The following is a 26561-nucleotide window of genomic DNA, read 5'->3' as shown; positions in this document are numbered from 1 at the left end:
TAAGTTAGGAAACTGCAAGAAATTGGTGCTTTCCGCCCATGTTTGTGTACCAATACCTTGCTGTGACAGCGAGGCATTGGTACATTTAGGACAATTTTTGTCTTTTATATCTTTGCAGGATGAACGAAGAGTATGTTTAAGAAACTTCGTGGCATGTTTTCTAACGATCTATCTATCGATTTAGGTACAGCCAACACTCTAATTTACGTAAAGGGGCAAGGTATTGTCCTTGATGAACCTTCTGTAGTTGCTATTCGTCAAGATCGTGTAGGTTCTGCAAAAAGCGTTGCTGCAGTCGGTCACGCAGCAAAGCAAATGCTTGGTCGTACACCAGGTAATATTTCTGCTATTCGTCCGATGAAAGATGGCGTGATTGCTGATTTCTACGTGACAGAAAAAATGCTACAGCACTTCATTAAGCAGGTGCACGACAACAGCATCCTGAAACCGAGCCCACGCGTTTTGGTTTGTGTTCCTTGTGGTTCGACTCAAGTTGAGCGTCGTGCGATTCGTGAATCGGCACTAGGTGCTGGCGCTCGTGAAGTTTACCTAATCGATGAGCCAATGGCGGCAGCAATTGGTGCTGGTCTGCGTGTGTCTGAGCCGACGGGTTCGATGGTGGTCGATATCGGTGGTGGTACAACTGAAGTAGCGGTTATCTCGCTAAACGGCGTGGTTTACTCGTCTTCTGTTCGTATCGGCGGTGATCGCTTTGATGAAGCTGTTATCAATTACGTTCGTCGTAACTACGGCAGCTTGATTGGTGAAGCAACAGCAGAGAAAATCAAACACGAAATCGGCTCAGCTTACCCTGGCGATGAAGTTCTAGAGATTGAAGTTCGTGGCCGTAACCTTGCAGAAGGTGTACCTCGCAGCTTCAGCCTGAACTCAAATGAAATCCTTGAAGCGCTGCAAGAGCCGCTGTCTGGTATCGTATCGGCAGTGATGGTTGCGCTAGAACAGTGTCCACCAGAGCTTGCGTCAGATATCTCTGAAAACGGCATGGTTCTGACTGGTGGTGGTGCACTACTGAAAGATCTAGACCGTCTACTGATGGAAGAAACTGGTATTCCAGTTGTTATCGCTGAAGATCCACTGACTTGTGTGGCTCGTGGTGGCGGTAAAGCACTAGAAATGATCGACATGCACGGCGGCGATCTATTTTCTGAAGAATAAAAGTTTAGGTGGAGCTCAAAGCGAGCTTCACCTTCATTTCTGCTCTCTCTGTAATTCAAATATGCTCCATACCTGAACGTATTTAATGCAAAATTTCAGGTTGCCAATTAAGGCTCAATAGCTATGGAAGCAATCAGGTCAAAAACAAGATGAATCCGATCTTTGGCAGAGGACCATCTCTGCAATTACGTCTGTTTTTTGCTGTCATCATGTCGGCGAGCTTAATGCTGGCGGATAGTCGTCTGGATACGTTCTCTAACGTTCGATTTTTACTGAACAGTGCTGTCGCGCCAATTCAGTATGCCGCTAATTTACCTCGTAGTATGTTCGATGGTGTCTTTGAGCGTTTTAATACTCGTCAGACGCTCGTGGAAGGCAATCGTAATTTAAAGCGAGAAGTGCTACGTCTGAAAAGCGAGCTGATCTTGCTCGATCAATATAGAGAAGAAAACCAACGCTTACGCAAACTGTTGGGATCATCCTTTGTCCGCGATGAGAAGAAAGTCGTGACAGAAGTTATGGCGGTCGACACGTCACCTTATCGCCATCAGGTCGTGATAGATAAAGGCCAGATCGACGGTGTGTACGTGGGTCAGCCAGTTATCAACGAAAAAGGCATTGTGGGTCAGGTAACGTTTGTTGCAGCGCATAACGCTCGAGTATTGCTTCTGACTGATGCTAAGAACGCCATTCCTGTTCAGGTTATCCGTAACGACATCAGAGTGATCGCGTCCGGCAATGGTGAAATGGATGAAATCCAACTCGAACATATTCCAACCAGCACTGATATTCAGGTTGGCGATTTGTTAGTGACGTCAGGATTAGGCGGTATTTATCCAGAAGGTTATCCGGTTGCGAATGTCACTATCGTGGATCACGATACTCGTCAGGAGTTCGCGTCCATTAAAGCGGAGCCAGTGGTTGAGTTTGATCGTCTGCGATACCTTCTACTCATTTGGCCAAATGAAGATCGTCAGCACAAAGTGTTGCAATCCAATGTTGATGAAAATGCAGAGCAAGTGGAACAAGAGGTAACTGATGGCGAGTAATGTATTTCGAAGCCGAATGGTTATTGGCGTTAGCTTCTTTGTTGCGCTGGTTTTGCAAACTATTCCGTGGCCGGGAGATCTGGAGCTATTCCGTCCGTCATGGCTGTTTTTAGTCACCTGTTACTGGGTGTTGGCTTTGCCGAACCGCGTTAACGTTGGTAGTGCTTTAATTCTGGGCCTGATATGGGACATATTAGTCGGTTCGACGTTGGGAATTCGGGGCATGATGATGTCGATCATCATCTATTTGGTCGCGCTGAACTTCTTGTTAATCCGTAATATGGCATTGTGGCAACAATCGATTTTAATTGCGTTTTTTACCGTGTTACTGGAACTTTTGATATTCTGTGGGGAATATTTGAACCAGGACGTAGTATTTAACCCATTATCCCTGTGGACGGCGGCAATAAACTGTATACTTTGGCCATGGATGTTTTTATTAATGCGACGAGTGCGTCGAGCATGGCACGTTAGGTAAAAGTGTGAAAAAAAGCTTATCACTCGTTCTCGCTTCGGGCTCTCCAAGAAGAAAGGAGTTGCTTGCTCAACTGGGTTACGATTTTGACATCGTATTGCCAGATGTTGAGGAAGCCAAACAGGCCCATGAGCAGGCGCAAGATTATGTGTTGCGCCTTTCTCTGGAAAAAGCTCAGGCAGGCTTAGCGTTGGCTAAGCCTGATTCCGTTGTATTAGGCTCTGACACTGTGGTGGTATGTGATGACCACGTGTTAGAGAAACCAACAAATTTCGAAGATGCGAAGCGTATGCTTACTCGCTTATCTGGTCGTCGCCATCAGGTAATGACCGCGGTGAGTGTCGTTTCATCGCAAAAACAACATTCAGTGGTGGTTATCACTGATGTTTGGTTCAAGCCATTGACTCACGAAGAAATCGAACAATATTGGCAGTCAGGCGAACCATGCGATAAAGCTGGAAGTTATGGTATTCAGGGACTCGGAGGACGTTTTGTCACCCGAATCGAAGGCAGTTATCACGCAGTAGTAGGCTTACCTTTGTTCGAAACCGATCAGCTAATTCAAGAATTTTTATAATTATTTTGAGGTGTGCACATGAGTGCAGAATTGCTGCTAAACGTGACCCCGAGTGAAACTCGTGTGGCCATGATTGAAGGTGGAGTGCTACAAGAAATTCATATCGAACGCGAGTCTCGTCGCGGTATCGTAGGTAACATTTATAAAGGTAAAGTCAGCCGCGTACTTCCGGGTATGCAGGCGGCTTTCGTTGATATCGGTTTAGATAAAGCGGCATTTTTGCACGCGTCTGATATCGTACCGCATACAGAGTGTGTTGCCGAAAACGAAAAGCAACAGTTTCAGGTTCGTGATATTTCTGAGCTGGTTCGCCAGGGGCAGGATATCGTTGTGCAAGTGGTTAAAGATCCGCTTGGCACCAAAGGCGCACGTTTAACGACCGACATTACCCTTCCTTCCCGCTACTTGGTTTTCATGCCTGGCGCAAGCCACGTAGGCGTATCACAACGCATTGAAAGTGAACGTGAACGTGAACGCTTGAAGAAAGTCGTTAACCAATACTGTGATGAACACGGTGGCTTCATTATTCGTACCGCGGCAGAAGGTGCGGATGAAAAAGAACTTTCTCAGGACGCGGCCTTTTTAAAGCGCTTATGGCTTAAAGTTATGGAGCGTCGTTCTAAATATAAAACGCGTTCGACGCTTTACGGTGAGCTCGGCCTCGCGCAGCGTATTCTGCGTGACTTTGTTGGCACAGAGCTGGATAAGATTCTGGTCGACTCGCGTTTGGAGTATGACAATCTACAAGAGTTTACCTCGGAATATGTCCCTGAACTGACCGACAAACTTGAGCTTTATGAAGGCGATAAGCCTATCTTCGATATGTACGATACGGAGAACGAGATTCAACGCTCATTGGAACGTAAAGTTGAGCTTAAGTCTGGCGGTTACCTGATCATTGATCAAACCGAAGCGATGACGACCATTGATATTAACACTGGTGCGTTTGTCGGACGTCGTAACTTAGAAGAGACGATTTTCAACACCAATATTGAAGCCACGCAGGCGATCGCTCGTCAGCTGCGCTTGCGTAACCTTGGCGGCATCATCATTATCGACTTTATCGACATGGCCTCTGAAGTGCATCGTCAACGTGTTCTCACTTCTCTTGAAGCTGCGTTATCGAAAGACCGCGTAAAAACCAACATTAACGGCTTTACGCAACTGGGTCTGGTTGAAATGACTCGTAAACGTACGCGCGAAAGTATTGAACATATTCTTTGTTCTGGTTGTCCTACTTGTGAAGGTCGCGGCACAGTGAAAACGGTCGAGACAGTATGTTTCGAGATTCTGCGCGAAATCACCCGAGTGAATCGAGCGTACGATGCTGACAACTTTGTTGTTTATGCGTCACCGTTCGTTGCAGAAGCATTACTTGGTGATGAGTCACATGCGCTGGCAGAACTCGAAGTCTTTATTGGTAAGCAAGTTCGAATTCAGGCTGAGCCTCTGTACATTCAGGAACAGTTTGACGTTGTAATGATGTAATTGGGACATTTGTGAATTTTGGTTTTAACCGTTTGGGGCGATTTTGTGCGTGGAGTTTAGCCACTGTTTTGGTTTTACTCGCGATTGTCGTGACGACATTGCGTGTCACATTACCACAGCTCGACCATTTCCAAGATGAGATCAAAACCTGGGTCAAACAAGGCACAGGTTTTGACTTTTCTATCTCCAGCGTTGCTGGCTCTTGGCAAAACAGCCACCCGTCTATTGCGTTACTTGGTTTAGAAGCGAACCTGCCGAACAACAAGGAAGCGCGTTTCGCCGTTGATGAACTTCAGATTGAATTTGATTTGATTCAGTCACTTCTCCAGTTCAAACCCGTCGTAGCGGATCTCACCATCCACAATTTAGCGCTGGATATTCGCAGCGTCAGTCTTCTGCCGAATGCTGAAAGCGAAATGCCCGTGGCGACATCCGGGGAAAGTGAAGTGAAGCTAATCGACCAATTAGATTCACTGTTGCTGCGTCAGTTTGAAGACTTCACCATCACGAATTCGCGTATCTGGTATAAATCCGTTTCCGGTGAAACGAGACGCTTGGATATCGAAAGACTCCGTTGGAGCAATCAGGGTAAGCGCCATCTAGCAGAAGGGACGGTTAGTATCGCCGATGCTAAGATTAACTCCCTGTTGGTAAGTGCTAACTTTAAAGACCATGGTTCATTGCGCGATGTCTCGGGTGAGTTTTATGTTAGTGCTCAGGATGTCTCTGTTGCGCCTTGGCTAACCACGTATATGCAAGTGGAATCCGGCGTCGAGTCCGGTAAAGTGAGCTTAAATACCTGGCTAACCCTGAAACACAGTCAGCCTAATTATGCTTATGTAGAACTGCAGCCGTCAGAGTTAGTCTGGAACGAAAATGGCAGCCATGAACTATTCATTGAATCCGGTATCTTTAAGCTGCTACCCGATAAAAATGGATGGAAAGTAAATGGTCACTCACTTCAAGTTCGTACAGATGAAAAGCAATGGCCAGAGCTAGACGTTGCGTTTGACTGGCAGCCTTCCGGGTGGGCGCTTAACCTCTCTGAAATCGATATTGAATCCATCACGCCGCTGATAAAGCTTGCGCCAGAGTCTGAGTCGACCAGTAAATTTATCAATCAAATAGAGCCGAAAGGACGACTGGAAGATATCCGTCTATCAATGAATGGTGGATGGGAGACGTTGCGCTATTCCGCTGAACTTGATGAGCTGGGTTTGACGCAGTGGAAGCTGTTGCCGGGTTTCCAGCATGTTCAGGGAAGCGTGTCGGGTAACGTTAATCAGGCTAAAGCCAATGTGACGGTGATTGATGATGTCTTCCCTTATGGTGACGTTTTTCAGGCGCCGCTGAATATTAAACAAGGCGAAGTCGAGATTGTCTGGCAACAAGACCAACAAGGCTGGCGTTTGTGGGCAGATAAAGTGACTGCCGCTACCCCCGATTTACAGGTTTTGGGTGCTTTCCGCTTAGATTTCCCGAAAGACCAAAGTCCGTTCCTGTCATTCTACGCCGAGGCGGATCTGTACAATGCTGGCGAAACCTGGCGTTACTTACCGACCTTAGCTTTAGGGCAAGACCTGACCGATTACCTTTCTACCGCGATTCAAGGCGGTAAAGTGAATACCGCCAAGTTGCTGTGGTACGGCGAACTTGGCGATTTCCCGTATAAGCAACATGACGGTATGTTTCAGGCTTGGGTCGGCCTTAAAGACGCAAAATTCAGCTTTGATACTGCTTGGCCATCTATTACCGATTTACAGTTGGATTTGTTGTTCGAAAATGATGTCATGTACCTGGATTCAAAGTCGGCGACACTCAATGGCGTTGCTGCTGAGCGAATTACTGGCCGCATTCCGAGACTGGCTCCGGACGGACATATTGAGATTGAAGCCAAAGCCAGAGCGCCGGGTAATGAAGTCCGCGATTACATGATGGCGACGCCATTAGTTGACTCGGTCGGTGCGGCGTTGACGGCGTTACAAGTCAGTGGTTCGGTTTACTCAGAGTTCCAGCTCAATATTCCGTTTAATAAAGAGAATGAACCTAGAGCGTGGGGTTACGCGGATCTGAAAGACAATCGCGTCGATATTGATGCGCCGCCAATGACTTTGGAAAACGCGACCGGACGCATCAATTTTGATAATGATGTGGTCACGACTTCAGGCCTCGCAGCAGAATTACTCACGCAGCCAATTTCAGTCGATTTCCGCGGCGAAAGTGCTGAGCAAGGCTACGATGTAACTATCAATACGCTGGGCGACTGGGACGTAGAACCACTCAAACCTTATGTTGGGGAGCGATGGCTGAACTTAGTTTCTGGTCACGCACCGTGGCAAATGGACATCGGCTTACAGCTTAATGATGTGGGTTTTACCTATCAAGTTGACGTATTAGCGCAACTCAATCGAGTCGTCAGTAAGTATCCGTATCCGCTAGCGAAAAAAGCGGGCGAGTCTGGTCTGGCGAAGTTACAGGCATCAGGAAACCAAGAGAACATTTCTGCCCGTTTGGAGATTCCTAACGCAAAATACCAGACGGAGATAGACATTACTGGTGAGGTACCGCTCCTCACTGCGACCAATTTGATGGTTGGACAAGGTGGTTTCAAGACGACCCCAGTTATCGGACATGATGCCTCAATACGTCTTGATGAAATTGATGTCGACAAGTGGTTAGAATTGCTGAATGTACCTTCGAATAGTGCCCCTTCAGTACTCTCCAATATGAAGACGCCGACAATCCCGTTACCAACCCGGGTAGACATTGAGACTCAGAGCTTAAAGCTCGCCAAGATTGAATTTCATGACGTTGACCTTAATGCCAGTAAAAAGAAAGAAAACTGGCGAATGCGGGTGAACAGTCAGGAAGTAAAAGGCACAGCGAACTATCTGAAACCGAATGACTTGTCGGTATCGTTAGATCATCTGCATTTGTACATTCCAGGTTTCGATGAAATCGAGAAAGAGCGAAGCTCCATCTTTGCTAGTGAAGATCAAAGTGCGCCGTTAATCACCAAATTTGACCGCCAATTTCACGATGAAATGCCAAACTTAAAACTGAAAATTAATGATTTCTGGTTGCAAGGGTATAAAGTGGGCAAGGTGAATGTCGACTTGCAACGTAGCGATGATCGTCTGGAGTGGAAAAAGCTTAACTTCAGTAGTGGCAAGAACAGCATTGATATGAGTGGTTGGTGGGAACTGACTGACGAGCGCAGTCATTCCAATTTGAGCTTCAAGGTTAAAGGCGATAACAATACCGATCTTATGGAACGCTTTGGCATTACTTCAGGGATCCAGCAAGCGCCATTTGAACTTAATGCCAATATGGAGTGGGATGGCGCACCTTGGTCGATGAAAACCCAAACACTACAGGGTGATGTATCGACGGAATTTGGCAAAGGGGTCATCAGCGAAGTAAGTGGAGCGGCTCGTTTGCTTGGCTTGTTCAGTCTGGACTCTATCATTCGTAAGATGCAGCTCGATTTTACCGACGTATTTGATAACGGAATGGCGTTCAATTCGATTACTGGCACGGGCAAGATTCAAGATGGCATCTTCGTCACCAATGATATCGTCATGGATGCGCTCGCCGGGGAAATGCAGATTCGTGGCATGGCTGACGTAACGAAAAGATTAGTGGATGCTGAGGTGAAATTTACTCCTGATATTACGTCTGGTTTACCAATGCTGACAGCCTTCGCCGTAGCGCCACAAACCGCTTTGTACGTGTTGGCTATCTCGACGGTGATTTCTCCAGTGGTTGAGGTATTTACTCAAGTCAACTATGAAGTCAAAGGGCCGCTCGAATCACCGACGGTTAAAGAGATATCGCGTAGTCAGGGTGAATATAAGCTGCCAGAAAAGCTGCGTGAGCAGGCACAATAAACCACCTCAGTTTTCAAAGGAATTTAAGGAAGGAAAAACACATGGAACGTGTTGGCATCATTCAAATGACTTCTGGTCCAGATATCGAAGAGAATCTGGCCTTTATCGAAAAACAGTGTGAATTAGCGGCTAGTCAGGGAGTGAAACTGGTTCTTACTCCCGAAAATTCAGTATTGTTTGCCAGCCGTGAAGAGTACCATCAACATGCCGAACCGCTCGGAAGTGGTGTGTTACAACAGCGTTTGGCTGATATTGCTAAACACAACCAACTGACTTTGATCGTCGGTAGCATGCCTATTCAAACGGCCAGAGGCGTGACGACAACTACCGTAGTCCTTCCGCCGCATGGTAAGTGCATTGCTCATTATGACAAACTGCATATGTTTGACGTTGAAGTTGCAGACGGCCATGGCAGCTATCGAGAATCTGATACCTTTACAGCGGGTAACCAAATGGTGGTCGCAGAAACAGATATCGGCAGTGTTGGTTTGAGTATTTGCTATGACTTACGTTTTCCTGAATTATACAAAGAGCTGCGTTTAGCTGGTGCGGAGATCATTGTCGTTCCTGCTGCCTTCACCGCTGTGACTGGTGAAGCACATTGGGAGATACTATTGCGTGCCAGAGCGATAGAAACTCAGTGCTGGATATTGGCCAGCAATCAAACTGGTACCCATCCTTGCGGACGAAAAACGTGGGGGCACTCGATGGTCGTTGACCCTTGGGGACGCATTCACAAACAATTTCAAGACCAAGTCGGTTTGTTGGTGGCAGAGATAGATTTGTCACAAACCCAGCAAGTAAGGCAGAATATGCCGCTGACTCAACACAGTCGCTTTCAAAATGAATTGAGACGGAAATAAAAGAGCTAACTATGAGCACAAACCAAATAGAACAGGCACTCATCGCCCCAAATGGTCTGACAGAACAAGACATTGCTGACACACTCGCCAGCATTGCGACACGTCAGATCGATTATGCGGACATTTACTTTCAGTCCAGCTGGCATGAGTCTCTGGTTCTAGAAGACAGCATCATCAAAGATGGCTCTTTTAATATTGATTGTGGTGTCGGTGTTCGTGCTGTAACCGGTGAAAAAACCGGCTTCGCATACTCCGACCAAATTAATCTGGACGGTCTTAAACAAAGTGCTATCGCGGCGCGAGGCATTGCCCAGCAAGGTCAAAATGGTAAGGTGCAGGCCTTTAAACGCACGGATAACCAAGCTTATTATGAAGCGGTTAACCCTCTGGCAGGTTGGGAAAAACAGCAAAAAACCGAACTGCTGAAATCGCTTGATGCTTACATCCGTACTAAAGAGCCGTTGATCAAAGAAGTCTCTATCAGCATCAGTGGCGTACATGAACAAATGCTAGTGGCCGCAACAGACGGGACTTACGCAGGCGATATTCGCCCATTAGTGCGTTTGTCTATCAGCGTATTAGCCCAGAAAGGGGAACGCCGCGAGCGTGGTAGTGCAGGCGGTGGTGGTCGTTTTGGTTACGACTTTTTCCTTTCTGAAACGGACGGCGTGAAGCAAGCCTTCCACTATGCCGACGAAGCGATTCGCATGGCTTTGGTTAACTTAGAAGCCGAAGCGGCACCAGCTGGCATGATGCCTGTGGTACTTGGCTCTGGCTGGCCGGGCGTCTTGCTGCATGAAGCGGTAGGCCACGGCTTAGAAGGTGACTTTAACCGTAAAGAATCGTCGGTTTTCTCGGGTAAAATGGGGCAGCAAGTGACGTCTTCGCTTTGTACCATTGTGGACGATGGCACACTGAAAGATCTGCGCGGCTCTTTGAACGTCGACGATGAAGGCGTCAATGGCCAGTACAATACACTGATCGAAAATGGCGTATTGAAAGGCTACATGCAAGATAAGCTTAACGCGCGCCTAATGGGTGTTAACCCAACCGGTAACGGCCGCCGTGAGTCTTACGCGCACTTGCCGATGCCACGCATGACCAATACTTACATGCTGCCGGGTGAACACACACCTGAAGAGATCATCTCTACTGTGGAAAAAGGTCTGTACGCGCCAAACTTTGGTGGCGGTCAGGTCGATATTACCTCAGGTAAGTTTGTCTTCTCTGCGTCTGAAGCGTATTTGATTGAAAACGGTAAAATCACGCGTCCGGTGAAAGGGGCGACACTGATTGGCTCTGGCATAGAAGCCATGCAGCAGGTTTCGATGGTCGGTAACGATCTGAGCATCGACAAAGGCGTCGGTGTATGTGGTAAAGCAGGGCAAAGTGTTCCTGTTGGCGTAGGTCAGCCAACGCTGAAGCTGGACTCACTGACGGTTGGTGGTACAGAGTAACGTTAACGCTACAAATCATAAAAAGAGCGCTCATTGGAGCGCCCTTTTGTTTTGAGTAAAAGAGAATTTAAGCCTATAGGTTTTCTTCCGCAAACTCTGCCAGACGGCTACGTACCACACCGTTAAGGTGAATGTTCGCACTGCCTTCAAAGTTCTTGAAGCGTTCAACCATGTAAGTCAAACCAGATGTAACTGGTGTTAGGTAATGGGAATCGATCTGGGCCAGGTTACCGGAACAGACGATTTTGGTGCCTTCACCACAACGGGTGATGATGGTCTTGATTTGTGAAGCGGTTAAGTTTTGGCATTCATCAAGAAGTACGAACGCATTTTGAATCGAACGGCCTCGCATAAAGTTTATCGATTTGAACTGAATGTTGGCTTTATCGCAAATGTATTTCAGAGATCCTTCTGTGCAATGGTCGTGCTTATGCAGCGCTTCCAACGTATCGGTCACCGCAGCCAACCATGGCATCATTTTTTCCTCTTCCGAGCCAGGCAGGAACCCGATCGATTCGCCGATATCTGGCGTGTTACGGGTTACGATGATCTTATCGAACATCTTTTTCTCGATGGTTTGTTCAAGGGCCGCCGCCATGGCTAACAGGGTTTTACCACTACCCGCAGCACCTGTCAGGATCACCAAATCGATGTCCGGATCGACGAGTGCATCTAATGCCATCGCTTGGTAGATGTTCTTCGGCGTAATATCCCAGACTCGGCGATGCATCATACGTTCGCGACTAAGGTCGAGCAGGGTAAGTTTGTCTTCATTGATGGTTTCAACGCGGCCAGCAAAGTCGCTGTCTTCATCAATCACATATTGGTTTATGAATGTTGGATCAAAAGGCTCACGGCTGAGCTTGTGGTAGGTTTTTCCGCCCAGAGCGTAGCTTTCGACTTCATCAATGCCACTCCAGAAATCGCCTTCACGTTGCTGAAAGCCTTTGGTGAGGTATTGAACATCGTCAATCAGTTGGTCGGTTCGGTAGTCTTCAACAAAACGTACGCCAGCTCCTTTGGCGCGAAGACGCATGTTGATGTCTTTTGTTACTAACACCACTTCACGTGGTGCTCGTTTGTTTTGCAGATAAAGCACCGCGTTGAGGATGCGGTTGTCACCAGCTTTGTCGGCGAAGGCTTTGACGGTTTCCTGCAATTCGAAGTCCGCCAAAATAGAAATAGCTCCCTGATCTGGATTGTCTTTTGATACTGGAATGCCTTCTGAAATCTCATCTGGCGTAGCATCTTTAAACATGTCTTCCAAAGCGCGAATCGCAACACGAGCATCTCGTGCAACATCGCGTTTGCTGTCTTTAATTCGGTCGAGTTCTTCCAAAACGGTCATAGGTATGACGACATCGTGTTCTTTGAAAGAGAATATAGCGAAGGGCTCGTGAAGAAGAATATTGGTATCAAGTACAAAAAGTTTCCGATCGGTATCGCCCATAGCGTCTCCTTGCCTAAGTGCGGCTGTGCTTGCGAGTTGTTAAGTCACTTTAAGGGTGAACTGACTTAACTCTGATTGCTTGCAATAGAGGTTGTCGGGCTATCGTCGGTTAGTGTGCAACTGAGTAGCAAGACAACTTATGCAAACCCGTGTTGATCCTAATCGTGTACCTATGCGCTTAAACTCTATGCCAATGGTATATGCAATAAATTTAAACGCTCCTAATCAAAAGTATACGTAATATTTGCTTGCAGCAATGTAATAATTGACATGGTTTTTTTACAATTTGATTGCACTTACGATTTGGGAAAAAAAGTTCCCTGTTAGTGCGGTTTCGACGTGACCTAAATCACAGCTTAAAGTAATATTAGCGGCCTTTTTCTGCGTATAGGCTACGAGCAATTTATCATGTTGAGCTGACTAAATATTGCTCAGTCTAAAGTGGCATGACAAGTGCGATCGGCGTAGCAGAAGCCAGAATCAGATCTAAACTATTATCCATGCCTGAGGGCATGAGTAGACCGACAAGAAATACGAATCAAGAATTAATAACGAGGTAGTCAATTCATGACATTTGCTTTGGGGCAGCGCTGGATTAGTGATACGGAAAGCGATTTAGGTTTGGGTACGGTAGTTGCGATGGATGCTCGTACTGTGACGTTGATGTTTTCAGCATCAGAGGAAAACCGAGTTTACGCACGCAATGATGCACCTGTTACCCGAGTGACGTTTAACGTTGGTGATGTTATCGATTGCCAGGAAGGTTGGTCTCTGAAGGTCGAAGAAGTGCTGGAAGATGAAGGTCTGTACACTTACTTCGGTACCCGTGAAGATACTCAGGAAACCGCAGTCGTACTGCGCGAAATTTTCCTCAGCAACCAAATTCGCTTCAACAAACCTCAAGATAAGTTGTACGCAGGTCAAATCGATCGTATGGACAACTTCGTTCTGCGTTACCGTGCACTCACCAATCAGTTTGAACAACATAAGAGCCCAATGCGTGGTCTTTGCGGTATGCGTGCTGGTCTGATTCCCCATCAGCTTTACATTGCGCATGAAGTCGGTCGCCGTCACGCGCCTCGTGTACTCCTGGCCGATGAAGTTGGTCTGGGTAAAACCATCGAAGCGGGTATGATCATTCACCAGCAAGTCTTGTCGGGTCGCGCTGAGCGTATTTTGATTGTGGTGCCTGAAACACTGCAACACCAATGGCTGGTAGAGATGATGCGTCGTTTCAATCTGCATTTTTCAATCTTTGATGAAGAGCGTTGTATTGAAGCCTTCGCGGATGCAGAAAACCCATTTGATACCCAGCAATACGTATTGTGTTCACTGGATTTCCTGCGCAAAAGCCGTAAGCGCTTTGAGCAAGCTCTGGAAGGAGAGTGGGATCTACTGGTTGTCGATGAAGCGCATCACCTAGAGTGGAGCCAGGACAAACCAAGTCGTGAATACCAAGTCGTTGAAGGTTTGGCTGAACGCACACCAGGCGTATTACTACTGACCGCAACACCTGAGCAATTAGGTCGTGAGAGTCACTTTGCTCGTCTGCGCCTGCTTGACCCTGATCGTTTCTACGATTACGAAGCGTTTGTTGAGGAAGAAGAGCAATACGCACCCGTTGCTGATGCGATTACTTCACTGTTTACTGGTGAAAAACTGCCTAACGACGCTAAAAACCAAATAACTGAACTGTTGTCTGAGCAGGATGTTGAGCCGCTTTTCCGAATTATTGAAAGCAACAGCGATGAAGAAGACAAAGCGTCAGCCCGTCAGGAATTGATCGACAACCTGATGGATCGCCACGGTACAGGTCGTGTTTTGTTCCGAAACACACGTGCGGCCATCAAAGGTTTCCCTGCGCGTAATGTGCACTTGATGCCAATGGATATCCCACAGCAATACACAACCTCAATGCGTGTCGCTGGCATGATCGGCGGCAAGATGAGTTCTGAAGCTCGTGCGATGAAAAACCTCTATCCGGAAGAGATTTTCCAGGAGTTTGAAGGTGACGAATCAAGCTGGTGGCAATTTGACTCACGTGTGAACTGGTTACTGGAAAAAGTAACAGAAAAACGCAGTGAGAAGATCCTGGTTATCGCTTCGCGTGCCAGTACCGCATTGCAGTTAGAGCAGGCGTTACGTGAACGTGAAGGCATCCGTGCGACCGTGTTCCACGAAGGCATGTCAATTCTAGAACGAGACAAAGCCGCGGCTTACTTTGCTCAGGAAGAGGGTGGCGCTCAGGTTCTTATCTGTAGTGAAATTGGCTCAGAAGGTCGTAACTTCCAGTTCGCTAACCAGTTGGTGATGTTTGATCTGCCGTTCAACCCAGATTTGCTTGAACAGCGTATCGGTCGTTTAGACCGTATCGGTCAAAACCGCGACATTGATATTCACGTTCCTTACCTGAAAGGTACGTCACAAGCGATTCTGGCTCGTTGGTTCGACGAAGGCTTGAATGCCTTTGCTGAGACTTGTCCAACCGGTCGTGCGGTTTACGATAAATACTCGGATGCTCTGATTGAGATTCTGGCATCTGGTGACACCAGTGAACTGGACGACATTATTGAAGAATCAGCGAAAATGAACAAACAGCTGAAATCTCAATTGGAGCAAGGTCGTGATCGTCTGCTAGAAATGCACTCTAACGGCGGTGAAAAAGCGCAGCAAATCGTTGAAAAAATTTCTTCAACGGATGGTGATACCAATCTGGTGACTTTTGCTTTGTCACTGTTCGATACTATTGGCCTGAACCAGGATGACAAAGGCGAAAACGCATTGGTTGTGACGCCATCTGAACACATGATGGTACCGAGCTACCCGGGTCTGCCTTATGAAGGTGCGACCATTACGTTTGATCGTGAAACTGCGCTGTCGCGTGAAGATATGCACTTTATCAGCTGGGAACACCCGATGATCCAGGGTGGTATCGATCTTCTGATGAGTGAAGGCGTGGGTACGTCTGCTGTTTCTTTACTGAAGAATAAAGCACTGCCAGTTGGTACGATTCTGCTTGAATTGATTTACGCTGTGGATGCTCAGGCTCCGAAACGCAGCGGCATTGCCCGCTTCCTGCCAAAAACACCAATTCGCCTAATGATGGATGCGCGCGGTAACGACTTATCTGCGCAAGTTGAGTTTGAAAGCTTCAACCGTCAGCTGAGCCCGGTAAACCGCCATCTTGGCAGTAAGCTAGTGACGTCGGTACAAAAAGATGTGCACCGTTTGATTGAAGCAGGTGATGGACTGGTTGAGCAGAAAGTCGAAGAAGTGCGCAAGCAGGCTCAGCAAGATATGCAGCATAGCTTGAACGCAGAGCTTGAGCGTTTGCAGGCACTGAAAGCAGTCAACCCGAACATTCGTGACGAAGAAATTGAAACGATTGATGCACAGATTAAAGAGCTGACAGGCTACATTAATCAAGCTCAGGTACAGCTGGACTCATTACGTTTGATTGTTGTCAGCCACAACTAATAATCCGTATTTAAACCAAATAACAAAGGCCTTCTATTGAAGGCCTTTTTCTTTTTATCTGCGTACGTTTTAGATACTTTGAAGCTAATTACATTAGCCACTTCCACCAGACAAACACCGCCAGGAAGCCGAACAGATAAATCAAACCTACAATCGACAACCACTTCAGTTTAGGTCCAACTGCCAATGTTTTAGGCAAGTCAGTTTTACTCACAAGAATGTAGTTTAATAGCGCAAAGAATGGTGTGGTCATGAACGCCAGAATCATTGCAAAGTTCAACATTGGTAGTAGTGCCGAAGCCCAGAAGGTCACAATACCCAGCGCTAGCAAAGAGACCACTAGCATGATAGCTGAGGTTGCTTTCGGATTTGTGTCTGGCTGCGAACGTAACAGACGTTGCGAGTCCGAAATCACGCGTGAGTAGCCATCAATGACAGTGATCGTACTACCGAAGATACAGAAGAATGCAATGACCGCGATTAGGTAACGAGACCACTCACCGATCGTTGAGGCATACAATCCCACAAGCTGGTGAGAGAAACCGACGCCAGAACTTTTCAGCTCAACACCTGAGCCATGCAACATCAGTGAGCCAAGCGATAAAAAGACAATCGCAAGAATCGCTGTACCAATGTAGCCGACGTTAAAGTCGAACAGAGCCGAGCGGGCCGTCACTTCTTGCTCGCTGGACTGACGCTTTAACCATGCAGAGGTTAAACACGAAATCTCGATAGGGGCTGGCATCCAGCCCATCGTCACAACAATAAAGCCAATTGCAGCAATGGACCACACTGATGGTGATTCAAAATTCGCAACTTGTTCTACCGGATTGCCAAACGCAATCGCAGCGGCAAGCAGAGTTGCAATGGTCAATACCGACATGATGACTTTAGATAGCGTGTCGAGCGCTTTGTAGTGCCCAGCAAAAAGAATGATCAGACACGTCGCGATCACAATGATGCTCAGCGAAGCCATAGATAACGAAAATGGAATGAAATAGCCCAGCAGGCTCGCACTGAACATTAACAAGGCAGCGGTATTAATCACGGCGGAAACGGCGCTTAAGAATAAAAATGCCCAGAGGTAAGGGCGGCCCATTTCCGCATAGCCTTCAACCAGTGTTTTGCCTGTGCCCATGGTGTATTGCACGCCTGCGCGGAAAAATGGGTACTTAAAAAAGTTTACCAGCAGAATTAGCGCAGCGAGTTGCCAGCCATAGATAGCACCGGCTTTTGTCGACGCAACCAGGTGAGAGCCACCGACGGCCGCAGAAGCCATAAGGATCCCTGGGCCTAGCGAGCGAAAGAATAAGGATATTTTGGATTGGGGTGGTGATGTTACGGCGGAGTCCATGCTTCGTGTCCTTGTTATTTTATTTGTTCCCAAGCGAGCCTTGGGGAGCACCTCACAGCATTATTTCGCTATATCTGAGAAGTAATGGCGTTAAGCGCACGGTAATGTTTAAAAATGATGTGTTTGAACCTGAATGTATTTATTTTTTTGTATGTCTAATAGTGAGGCTTCAAGGATATGAAGCATCAGGAATAGCAGGCTTTCTCTAGCACTCTATAAACTTATTGCTTACCTTGTCAAACTAATTTTACATCCCGATATTTTTTGTTTTTTTGCCCCCTTGTTGACATTGTAATGCCTTTTAGTTTGTGGGGGTTTTTAATTTCAAATAAAATGTCTTTTTGACAAGGCCTCGTTATAATCGCGGCGTTTTTAATTTCTTGAGACTCTGCCAATGGCAATGCTTGAATACACGCCACCAACCGACCCTTGGATTGACATCGTTTTTGAAGACGAACAAATTTTGGCTGTGAATAAGCCTTCTGGCTTATTATCCGTTCCGGGACGTCTTGCCGAGCATCACGATAGTATGTGGAGCCGCCTGCAAGAGCAGTACCCAGATATTCAGGTCGTACATCGCTTAGATATGTCGACTTCAGGCTTGATGGTGTTAGCGAAAAACAAGCGAGCAGAGAGTGCCTTGAAGAAACAATTTCAGTTTCGCTTAACGCACAAAATCTACTATGCAAGAGTGTGGGGGCATATCGATCAGCAAGAAGGTGAGATTGATCTTCCATTGATCTGTGACTGGCCGAACCGTCCGCTGCAAAAAGTCTGCTTTGAAGATGGCAAACCATCCAAAACACTTTTCCAGGTTGCGAAACTCGAAGAGCACGAAAATGGTGTTAAGACGACGATCGTGCGTCTATTGCCTATTACCGGGCGCTCTCATCAACTCCGCGTGCATATGCAAGCTTTGGGTCATCCTATTGTGGGCGATGAATTCTATGCAATGGACGAGGCCAAGGCATTCTCAGAACGCTTAGAGTTACACGCAGCGGAGTTGAGCTTTTACCATCCAAAAACCCATTGGTTACGCAGTATTTTTGTTCCGTGTGATTTTTATCCGGAAGCGGAAGAGATGATCTTTGACTATTTCGACCCAGAGCGTAAATTACCAGATTACAAAACACTGCCACGTCCATAAACTTATTCTAAGGCAGTGAACAAGGAGTCGTTATGTTACTGCCAAAAGTCGTCTTTCTTGATCGAGCTACGATCCCTGACCATATTCAAGTACCACGTCCTAGCTTTGAGCATGAGTGGGTTGAGTATGGTCTTACTTCCCCAGTTCAAGTTGTTGAACGACTAGCTGATGCTGATATTGTCATCAGCAATAAAGTCATTCTTGATCAGCAAGTGCTGACTCAATTACCTAAGCTACGAATGGTAGCGGTTGCCGCGACGGGTTTTAATAACGTCGATGTGGATTACTGCTCAGCGCATAATATTGCTGTTGCGAATGTTCAAGGCTATGCGATCCAAACCGTTCCGGAACACGTGATTGCTATGTTGTTCGCGCTACGCCGCAACCTCTTCGGCTACCATCAAGATATCGCAGCAGGCGAGTGGCAACGCAACAAGCAGTTTTGCTTTTTTACTCACCCTATTGGCGATATTAGTGGAAGCACATTAGGCATTATTGGTAGTGGTGCGCTAGGGCAGGCAACAGCAAAATTAGCACAAGCTTTAGGAATGAAAGTATTGTTTGCTGAACGAAAAGGTGCAGCTGAATGCCGACAAGGCTATGTACCGTTTGAAGACGTTCTCAAGCAATCGGATGCAATTACACTGCATTGCCCATTGAGTGAACACACGCGTAATCTCATTGCCGACGCGGAGTTAAAGCAAATGAAGCCCACGGCTATCCTGATTAATACCGGCCGCGGTGGTTTGGTTGACGAACAGGCGACGGTGGATGCACTACAAAGTGGTGAAATTTCGGCGGCGGGTTTTGATGTCTTTACTCAAGAGCCGGCTGATGAAAGCAATCCTTTGATCGCAAACATGGCAATGCCAAACTTGCTGCTGACCCCTCATGTAGCATGGGGCAGTGACTCTTCTATTCAGCGTTTAGCTGACATCTTAATTGAAAATATTAACGCATTTGAACGCGGAGAAAGCGTAAACCGCATTGTATAAGCATCATTGTCGCAATAAAAAAGCAGACGAAGTCGTCTGCTTTTTTTGGGCTTATTTTTCAAAGAATTAGTATTCTTCTTCGTTAAGGCCTTTAAGGATTTGGAATATTTCGCGGTACGCTTTCGCTGGTTTACCCGATTTTTTCTCTTTCGCTGCCTGGCGAGCCAGTTGACGTAGACGTTGACGATCGGCTTCTGGGTACAGCTCTACTACGTCATCAATGGCTTTATCGCCTTCTTCCACTACACGATCACGCAATGCTTCCAGCTTGTGGAAGACTGCCGTCAATTGAGAGTGCTTGTTACGAATTTTATCCAGTGCTGCCTGGATTGGCTCTGGATCTTCATAACGCATCAGTTTACCGATACGTTGCAATTGGCGACGACGCGCTTCGTTTTTAAAGCGTTGTGCATCCGCAATTGCTTCTCTCAGGTCTTCGCTCAATGGAAACTTTTCGAGAACTGAAGGCTTTAGGCCGACAAGCTCTTCGCCCAGCTTTTGCAGTTCTTCCATGTCTCGCTTCATCTCGGATTTACTTACCCAGATGATCTCTTCTTCTGGTTCCCATGGCGCTTTTTGATTCTTACGTGCCATTTCAGTTGCCTGTGTTTTGATTAATATTATGACTATTTTAACAAGAATCGTGGGGAGAAAGCGAAATTCTTGTTATTCTATTGAACATCAAATACAAGATGTGAAAGACAATGGATATTAAACAGCAGGTTGCTGAGCAACGTACCGAGCTAGAACAGGCCGTCGCAAGAGCGTTAAAGCTTGCATCGACTAAGTCTGATGCCGCAGAAGTCGCAATTACTAAAAGCACTGGTTTAAGTGTTTCTACCCGCATGGGGGACGTAGAAAATGTCGAATTCAACAGCGATGGTGCACTTGGCATTACCGTTTACCGAGGTCAGCGTAAGGGCAGTGCGTCTACGTCCGATCTGAGTGAGGCTGCGATTGAACAAACGGTTATCGCGGCGCTGGATATTGCTCATTACACATCCGAAGACCCGTTCGCAGGGCCAGCAGCAAAAGAGTACATGGTTGACTCGATTCCAGATTTGGACCTGTTCCACCCAGACTCTCCAGATCCGGATTACGCTGCAGAAGTGGCGATCGCGGCAGAAAAAGAAGCGCTTAGCTACGACAGCGCAATCAAACAAAGTGACGGTGCGAGCTACGATAGCCACTATGGCGTGAAGGTCTACGGCAACAGTCACGGCCTGCTGGCAAGCTACGCTTCGAGTCGTCACAGCACCAGTTGTTGTGTGATTGGCGTGGGTAAGAACGGTGAAATGGAGCGTGACTACAGCTACACGGTTGCTCGTCATCGTGATGACCTTTGGACACCTGAAACGGTAGGACGTAAAGCCGCTGAAAACACCGTTAACCGTCTGGATGCACAGAGACTCAAAACTGGACAATACCCAATAATGTTTGCTGCAGATGTTGCGACAGGCTTGATTGGGCATTTGGTTATGGCGATAAGTGGCGGCAACCTCTACCGTCAATCGTCCTTCCTTCTCGATCATCTTGGTAAGCAAATTCTGCCAGAGTGGTTCAATGTTTCAGAGCGTCCGCACGTATTACGCGGATTGGCATCTAGCCCGTTTGATAGTGAAGGTGTCTACACACAAGATCGTGAAATTATCACCGATGGTGTACTGGCTACGTATCTATTGACCAGTTATGCAGCGCGTAAAATGAAAATGGACCCAACTGGCCATGCTGGTGGTATTCATAACTGGTACGTGAAATCGACGGGACAGAACTTTGAGCAAATGCTGAAAGAGCTTGGTACTGGCCTTCTTGTTACTGAAGTAATGGGGCAAGGCGTGAATGTCGTCACGGGCGATTACTCTCGCGGTGCGGCTGGTTTCTGGGTCGAAAACGGTGAAATTCAGTACCCAGTGTCTGAAATTACCATTGCAGGTAATTTAAAAGATATGTTCAACAAGATTGTTGCCGTTGGCAGTGATGTCGAAACACGTTCTCAGATTCAGACTGGCTCTATCTTACTGGATACTATGAAGGTTGCTGGCGAGTAAGTTTAAGCCTGATTCAAATACCAAAAAGCCTGATGTTAACTTAACATCAGGCTTTTTTTATTCGTTAGCGGCAACTTTAGATCATGATGGTTGCGAGCCCGAGGAACACCGACAGGCCAATGACATCCGTGACGGTTGTCAGCGCCATACCACCAGCCAGAGCCGGATCGATGTTCATCTTTTTAAGCAGAATTGGAATGCTCACCCCGGCGATACCAGCAACGAGTAAATTGGTCAGCATGGCGGCAGAGATAATGCCACCCAGCATCCAGTTGCCTTTCCAGGCTACGACAATACCACCGATGATCAGCGCCCACATGATGCCGTTAAGCAAACCGATGGCCGCTTCTTTCATCAACAGCTCTCGCTTGTTTGCGTCACCGATATGACCAAGGGCAAGGCCACGAATGACAAGGGCTACTGTCTGGTTACCAGCAACCCCACCCATAGATGGTACGATGGTCATCAAGACCGCAATCGCCGCCATTTGGTCCAGAGTCGCTTCAAACATGTTAGAAACCGAGGCTGCTGCTAGTGCAGCGAGAACATTAGCACCCAACCAAATACTGCGTTTACGCGCAGATTTAACGACAGGTGCGAAGGTATCTTCATCATCGTCCATACCCGCCATACTCATCATCGAGTGTTCAGCGTCTTCACGAATAACGTCAACCACGTCATCGATTGTAATACGGCCAACGAGATGTTGGTTTTCATCCACGACTGGAGCCGACACCCAATTACGACGTTCAAACAGGCTCGCGACATCAGAATCACTGGTATCCACCGTGATTGCTTCGTCCGCGTCTTCCATAATGTCGATAATTTTGACATCAGGCTGGGTCGTGATAAGCATTGTGATTGGCAGTTCACCAATTAGTTTGCTTTCTTCATCAATGACATACAGTGCATCTGTTGCTTCTGGCAGTTCGCCTTTCATGCGTAGATAGCGTAAGACTACATCGACGTCGACGTCACCACGAATAGTGATAACGTCGGTGTTCATTAGACCACCAGCGGTATCTTCGGGGTAGGAAAGGGCCGTTTCTACGCGAAGACGATCTGCTGAGTCCATTTGGGATAGGACTTCGCGTGAGAGGTCATCTGGCAAACTACGCAGTACGTAAGCAACGTCATCGGTATCCATGCCTTCTGTTGCTTCAGCAAGCGCTTCAGGGGCCATTTTGGATACAAGGTTGTCTTTGACGTCTTCGTTGAGTTCGTCAAGAATCTCACCGTAGTCTTCAGGGTCGGTCAGTTGCCAAAGCACGTCACGGCTTTTACGTGGCGCCGCTTCTAAAAGGTGAGCGATATCCTCAGGTTCCATGTCCTGGAGTTGACGGCGAACATGGACGAAGCGTCCGTTTTCCAACGCTTCTGTGACTTCTTGGAGGGCTTGGTGAGCTTGGTCGAATTCTATTTGCTCTGCCATTCGTTCCTCCCAATTCCTGATGTTTACAATGCGTTGAATAATAACTTAATTCTAGGCGCCTTTTAATAACAACTTGTGAAACTAAACAAAATTATTTGCTAAAAGAAAGCAACTCAGTAAAAGAACGGAAGGAGATATGACTGAAACTGAAGACAAACACAAAGTTGTTTGCTTACTTCAGGATAATGGAGTTGGAAAGATTTGGTTTGAAGTCATTGATTAAATTAAATAAAAGGTGAGTGTGTTACTCACCTTCTTCAAACTTATCTTCAATGAGCAGACACACCGCGTCAAGGGCTTGCTCTGCTTGGTCGCCAGCGGCATGAATCGTGACGTATTGACCTTGAGCCGACTCAAGCATAAGAAGTCCCATCACACTATCAGCTGTCGCGGTGATGTCTTCTTCGTTATCAATGGTGATGACGGCTTCAAAACTTTGTGCCAGTTCCACTAGCTTTACTGCGGCACGCGCGTGAAGGCCGAGACGATTTTGGATCAATACTTTGCGACTTAATTCCACCGTTACTCCTTAGCATTTTTTTCTAGTGAGGTATGACGAATCTGCACTTTGTGTCCCTTCTTCGCGAAGTACTCACCGATTTGTTGTGTCAGGTACACCGAGCGGTGTTTCCCTCCCGTACAACCTATGGCGACAGTGAGGTAGCTGCGATTATTCTTTTCTAACAGCGGAAGCCAATTCTCAATAAAGCTCTCTATTTGATGCTTTAGATCGAGGACAGATTGATGCTGTTCTAAAAACGCGGCGATCGGGGCATCTAAACCCGTATATGGGCGTAGTCCCGGCTCCCAGTGTGGGTTAGGTAAAAATCGCACATCAAAGACATAATCGGCATCGGAAGGCAGGCCATATTTGAACCCAAAAGATTCAAATACCATCACCAGCCCTTTGCTTTCGCGCGCCACAACTCGCATGCGAACCGTCTCACTCAACTCATGCAGCGACTGTCCACTACTATTAAGTACCAAATCCGCATGAGTTTTAAGTGGCCTCAAAATCTCTTTTTCTCGTTCGATAGCTTGATCAAGCGAGAGCGATTCATTGCCAAGTGACAGGGGATGGATACGACGGGTTTCACTGTAGCGTTTAAGTAGCGTTTCCTTATCCGCATCTAAGAATAGCATGGTCACGTCTAACTCTTGTTTGAGCTTTTCCAGTGTCCCTGTGAATTCTTTGAGCTTTTTAGGAATGTTGCGGATATCGATACTCACCGCAACGTTCTGTTTGCTATCGGCAACGGACTGAACAAATGCGTCAAGCAAATTGACTGGCAAGTTATCAACGCAGTAGTAACCTAAGTCTTCCAGTACACGCAGCGCAATACTCTTGCCCGCACCGGAATGCCCGCTTACAACGATTAGTCGCATGGTTAATTGTCCTGCTTATTGGTGAATCATGATGTCGTAAAGTTCTTGATCACTTTGAGCATTGCGCAACAACTTGAGTACTTGCTTGTCGCTCAGACGCTCTGCCATAGAGGATAGAGTCTTGAGATGCTCTTTGCACTGTTCTTCTGGTACAAGGAGTGCAAAAAGTAAATCGACAGGACGATTATCGATCGCATCAAATTCAATCGCTTCATCACATTGAAGAAGCACAGCAACGGCTTTATCGCTTGATTGCATTCTTGCGTGCGGAATAGCAATACCGTTTCCGATACCAGTACTGCCCATTTTCTCTCTGTTGAGCATGCACTCGAACAGTTCGGTAGAATCTTGACCCGTATGATCGGCGACGATGCGGCTGATCATTTCAAGGGCTCGTTTTTTACTTGTACAGTGGACTGCACTTTTCGTGCAGTCCAATGACAGTATTTCGCTCAGTTGCATGATTAATGACTGTGTAGTTTTTCTTTGTGCTTGTTAAGTTGGCGAACCAGTTTATCTACCAGCGAATCGATCGCGGCATACATATTCTCGTCATCAGCTGACGCGTGGATTTCACCTTGATTTACGTGGAGCGTAGCTTCCGCGATTTGAGTTAATTTTTCAACTTTTAGTACAACGTGGACCTGATTTATATGGTCGAAGAATCTTTCGAGCTTCTGAAACTTAGTTTGAACATAGTCTTGCATTGAATCGGTAAGATCAACGTGATGGCCTTGAATATTGATTTGCATAGACTTTCCTTTTCAGTTAGTGCCTAAAGTAGGCGTTTACGCTGACTTGAAGGGGCGATACCCAAGGATTCTCGATATTTTGCTATCGTACGTCTCGCGACCTGAATCCCTTGGTCAGCCAGAAGAGCGGCAATCTTACTGTCACTAAGTGGTTTTGCAGTATTTTCTGCCGCGACCAGTTTCTTAATGAGTGCACGAATTGCCGTTGACGAACATTCTCCACCATTATCTGTACTAACATGGCTGGAGAAGAAGTACTTCAATTCAAAAATACCACGTGGCGTATGCATGAATTTTTGTGTTGTAACACGAGAAATCGTGGACTCATGCATATCGACTGCCAAGGCTACATCATTTAATACCATCGGCTTCATGGCTTCTTCACCATACTCGAAGAAATCTTGCTGATGTTCAACAATACATCTTGCAACTTTGAGTAGCGTCTCGTTTCTACTCTCTAAGCTCTTAATTAACCACTTTGCCTCTTGCAAATTGCTACGAATGTACTGGCTATCTGCACTATTGCCTTTGCCGAGCTGGGCGTACTGTTGATTTACTTTTAGTTTTGGAATGCTATCTGGGTTAATGGAGACCATCCATTTCCCATTATCTTTAAATACGGACACGTCAGGAATAACGTATTCGGTGTCATCTGGAGTGATGCGGCTTCCCGGGCGAGGGTCCAGTTGCTGAATGAGTTTGAGAACTTCACGCAGATCCGCTTCTTTTAATTTGGTTTCTTTGATAACCAGTTTGTAATCGCGATTACCAAGATGATCGATGTGATCGGTCAGAATCATTCTGGCTTCTTCAAGCCACGGCGTATCTTCAGGGAAGGTCGCTAATTGAAGTAGCAGACACTCTTGTAGATTTCGCGATGCCACGCCAAGAGGATCGAACTGTTGAATACGTTTACGTACCGCTTCTACTTCATCAAGTTCAATATCTTCGTTATCGAAGCTTTCATGAATCTCTTCTGGAGAGAGGGTTAAGTAACCATATTCGTCAATGGCATCAATGATCGCCATTGCGATGGTGCGGTCGGTTTCACTAAACGGGGTTAAATCCAACTGCCACATTAAATAGTCGTACAGTGACTCGGTCGTTTCACCTTGATACACCGGCATATCGTCATCCAGAGCGAGCCCTGTACTGCCAGTGTTTGCACTGTAAACATCATCCCAAGTGGTGTCGATTTCAAGTTCTGAACTGATTTCAGATTTCTCAATTACATCGGAACTGTCAGGAACGTCAATTTCTGTAGGTTCGTTAGCGCTGGTGCTATTTTCAGATGCATCCAGCTCTGATTTATCTTCACCGTTAGCTAGAGGCTCATCTTGGCCATCTTCAACTTCCAATAATGGGTTTGAATCCAATGCTTCCTGAATTTCTTGTTGAAGGTCGAGGGTCGACAACTGCAATAAACGGATCGCTTGTTGCAGCTGAGGTGTCATGGCTAACTGCTGACCTAGCTTTAATTGTAATGAAGGTTTCATTCAGTGTTACTTACCTTGTAATGCTCAGAATCTTACCGTTCCTAATATA

21 protein-coding genes are annotated in these 26561 nt (G+C 46.7%); 12 read left to right on the top strand and 9 right to left on the bottom strand.

Annotation, left to right across the window (positions count from 1 at the left end):
• Positions 1-132 precede the first annotated feature (132 nt).
• The 8 genes from V1U08_RS20520 to tldD all read left to right on the top strand — a co-directional run bounded on the left by V1U08_RS20520 (position 133) and on the right by tldD (position 10975).
• A complete protein-coding gene (locus V1U08_RS20520; protein ID WP_014233099.1) occupies positions 133-1176 on the top strand; it encodes a rod shape-determining protein in 1044 nt (347 codons plus the stop codon).
• A gap of 149 nt (positions 1177-1325) precedes the next feature.
• Positions 1326-2225, top strand: a complete 900-nt coding sequence (gene mreC / locus V1U08_RS20515; RefSeq protein WP_330471338.1) for a rod shape-determining protein MreC — start codon at positions 1326-1328, stop codon at positions 2223-2225.
• On the top strand, positions 2215-2703 hold the full coding sequence (gene mreD, locus V1U08_RS20510) for a rod shape-determining protein MreD (protein WP_014233097.1): 489 nt from the start codon (positions 2215-2217) through the stop codon (positions 2701-2703). The genes mreC and mreD overlap by 11 nt, the downstream gene beginning before the upstream one ends.
• A gap of 4 nt (positions 2704-2707) precedes the next feature.
• On the top strand, positions 2708-3277 hold the full coding sequence (locus tag V1U08_RS20505; protein WP_065297419.1) for a Maf family protein: 570 nt from the start codon (positions 2708-2710) through the stop codon (positions 3275-3277).
• 18 nt (positions 3278-3295) lie between these two features.
• On the top strand, positions 3296-4765 hold the full coding sequence (gene rng / locus V1U08_RS20500; RefSeq protein WP_014233095.1) for a ribonuclease G: 1470 nt from the start codon (positions 3296-3298) through the stop codon (positions 4763-4765).
• 11 nt (positions 4766-4776) lie between these two features.
• Positions 4777-8655, top strand: coding sequence for a YhdP family protein (locus tag V1U08_RS20495; RefSeq protein WP_330471337.1), 3879 nt, complete (start codon positions 4777-4779; stop codon positions 8653-8655).
• A gap of 41 nt (positions 8656-8696) precedes the next feature.
• The gene (locus V1U08_RS20490; RefSeq protein WP_330471336.1) at positions 8697-9518 is read left to right on the top strand and encodes a carbon-nitrogen hydrolase family protein; all 822 of its coding nucleotides are present in this window, start codon (positions 8697-8699) and stop codon (positions 9516-9518) included.
• Between the two features lie 11 nt (positions 9519-9529).
• Positions 9530-10975: a metalloprotease TldD gene (tldD, locus tag V1U08_RS20485; RefSeq protein WP_020334495.1), complete on the top strand. Its 1446-nt coding sequence runs from the start codon at positions 9530-9532 to the stop codon at positions 10973-10975.
• Between the two features lie 73 nt (positions 10976-11048).
• On the opposite strand, the gene V1U08_RS20480 is transcribed toward tldD, so the two are convergent.
• Positions 11049-12425, bottom strand: coding sequence for a PhoH family protein (locus tag V1U08_RS20480; protein WP_014233091.1), 1377 nt, complete (start codon positions 12423-12425; stop codon positions 11049-11051).
• A 567-nt stretch (positions 12426-12992) separates the two neighbouring features.
• Here V1U08_RS20480 and rapA point away from each other — a divergent pair.
• Positions 12993-15902 carry an RNA polymerase-associated protein RapA gene (rapA, locus tag V1U08_RS20475; protein ID WP_014233090.1) on the top strand — a complete coding sequence of 970 codons (2910 nt, stop codon included), beginning with the start codon at positions 12993-12995 and terminating at the stop codon, positions 15900-15902.
• 88 nt (positions 15903-15990) lie between these two features.
• Here the strand turns inward: rapA and V1U08_RS20470 are convergent, their stop codons facing one another.
• A complete protein-coding gene (locus tag V1U08_RS20470; RefSeq protein ID WP_330471335.1) occupies positions 15991-17256 on the bottom strand; it encodes an NRAMP family divalent metal transporter in 1266 nt (421 codons plus the stop codon).
• Positions 17257-17650: 394 nt separating this feature from the next.
• Between V1U08_RS20470 and rluA the strand changes: the two genes are divergently transcribed.
• Together rluA and V1U08_RS20460 are read left to right on the top strand one after the other, a co-directional pair.
• Positions 17651-18403 (top strand): bifunctional tRNA pseudouridine(32) synthase/23S rRNA pseudouridine(746) synthase RluA, encoded by a 753-nt coding sequence (rluA, locus tag V1U08_RS20465; RefSeq protein ID WP_329348824.1) that lies wholly within the window; start codon positions 17651-17653, stop codon positions 18401-18403.
• 32 nt (positions 18404-18435) lie between these two features.
• A complete protein-coding gene (locus V1U08_RS20460; protein ID WP_330471334.1) occupies positions 18436-19398 on the top strand; it encodes a D-2-hydroxyacid dehydrogenase in 963 nt (320 codons plus the stop codon).
• Positions 19399-19464: 66 nt separating this feature from the next.
• On the opposite strand, the gene yjgA is transcribed toward V1U08_RS20460, so the two are convergent.
• Entirely contained in the window at positions 19465-19992 is a 528-nt protein-coding gene (yjgA, locus tag V1U08_RS20455) for a ribosome biogenesis factor YjgA (RefSeq protein WP_065297414.1), read from the bottom strand.
• 110 nt (positions 19993-20102) lie between these two features.
• Between yjgA and pmbA the strand changes: the two genes are divergently transcribed.
• Positions 20103-21446 (top strand): metalloprotease PmbA, encoded by a 1344-nt coding sequence (gene pmbA / locus V1U08_RS20450; RefSeq protein WP_243974989.1) that lies wholly within the window; start codon positions 20103-20105, stop codon positions 21444-21446.
• Between the two features lie 76 nt (positions 21447-21522).
• On the opposite strand, the gene mgtE is transcribed toward pmbA, so the two are convergent.
• The 6 genes from mgtE to V1U08_RS20420 all read right to left on the bottom strand — a co-directional run bounded on the left by mgtE (position 21523) and on the right by V1U08_RS20420 (position 26512).
• On the bottom strand, positions 21523-22878 hold the full coding sequence (gene mgtE / locus V1U08_RS20445) for a magnesium transporter (protein WP_014233084.1): 1356 nt from the start codon (positions 22876-22878) through the stop codon (positions 21523-21525).
• Between the two features lie 244 nt (positions 22879-23122).
• Positions 23123-23398, bottom strand: coding sequence for an HPr family phosphocarrier protein (locus V1U08_RS20440; RefSeq protein ID WP_014233083.1), 276 nt, complete (start codon positions 23396-23398; stop codon positions 23123-23125).
• A gap of 2 nt (positions 23399-23400) precedes the next feature.
• The gene (gene rapZ / locus V1U08_RS20435; protein ID WP_014233082.1) at positions 23401-24264 is read right to left on the bottom strand and encodes an RNase adapter RapZ; all 864 of its coding nucleotides are present in this window, start codon (positions 24262-24264) and stop codon (positions 23401-23403) included.
• Positions 24265-24279: 15 nt separating this feature from the next.
• A complete protein-coding gene (ptsN, locus tag V1U08_RS20430) occupies positions 24280-24726 on the bottom strand; it encodes a PTS IIA-like nitrogen regulatory protein PtsN (RefSeq protein ID WP_014233081.1) in 447 nt (148 codons plus the stop codon).
• Between the two features lie 2 nt (positions 24727-24728).
• Positions 24729-25016 carry a ribosome hibernation promoting factor gene (gene hpf / locus V1U08_RS20425; RefSeq protein ID WP_014233080.1) on the bottom strand — a complete coding sequence of 96 codons (288 nt, stop codon included), beginning with the start codon at positions 25014-25016 and terminating at the stop codon, positions 24729-24731.
• A gap of 23 nt (positions 25017-25039) precedes the next feature.
• Entirely contained in the window at positions 25040-26512 is a 1473-nt protein-coding gene (locus V1U08_RS20420; RefSeq protein WP_330471333.1) for an RNA polymerase factor sigma-54, read from the bottom strand.
• Positions 26513-26561: the final 49 nt, after the last annotated feature.

This window comes from Vibrio sp. YYF0003 (assembly GCF_036350715.1).
GTDB classification, from domain to species: Bacteria; Pseudomonadota; Gammaproteobacteria; order Enterobacterales; family Vibrionaceae; genus Vibrio; species Vibrio natriegens.
Note: the sequence above shows the minus strand (reverse complement) of the source record. Positions and strands in the feature narration are given on the sequence as shown.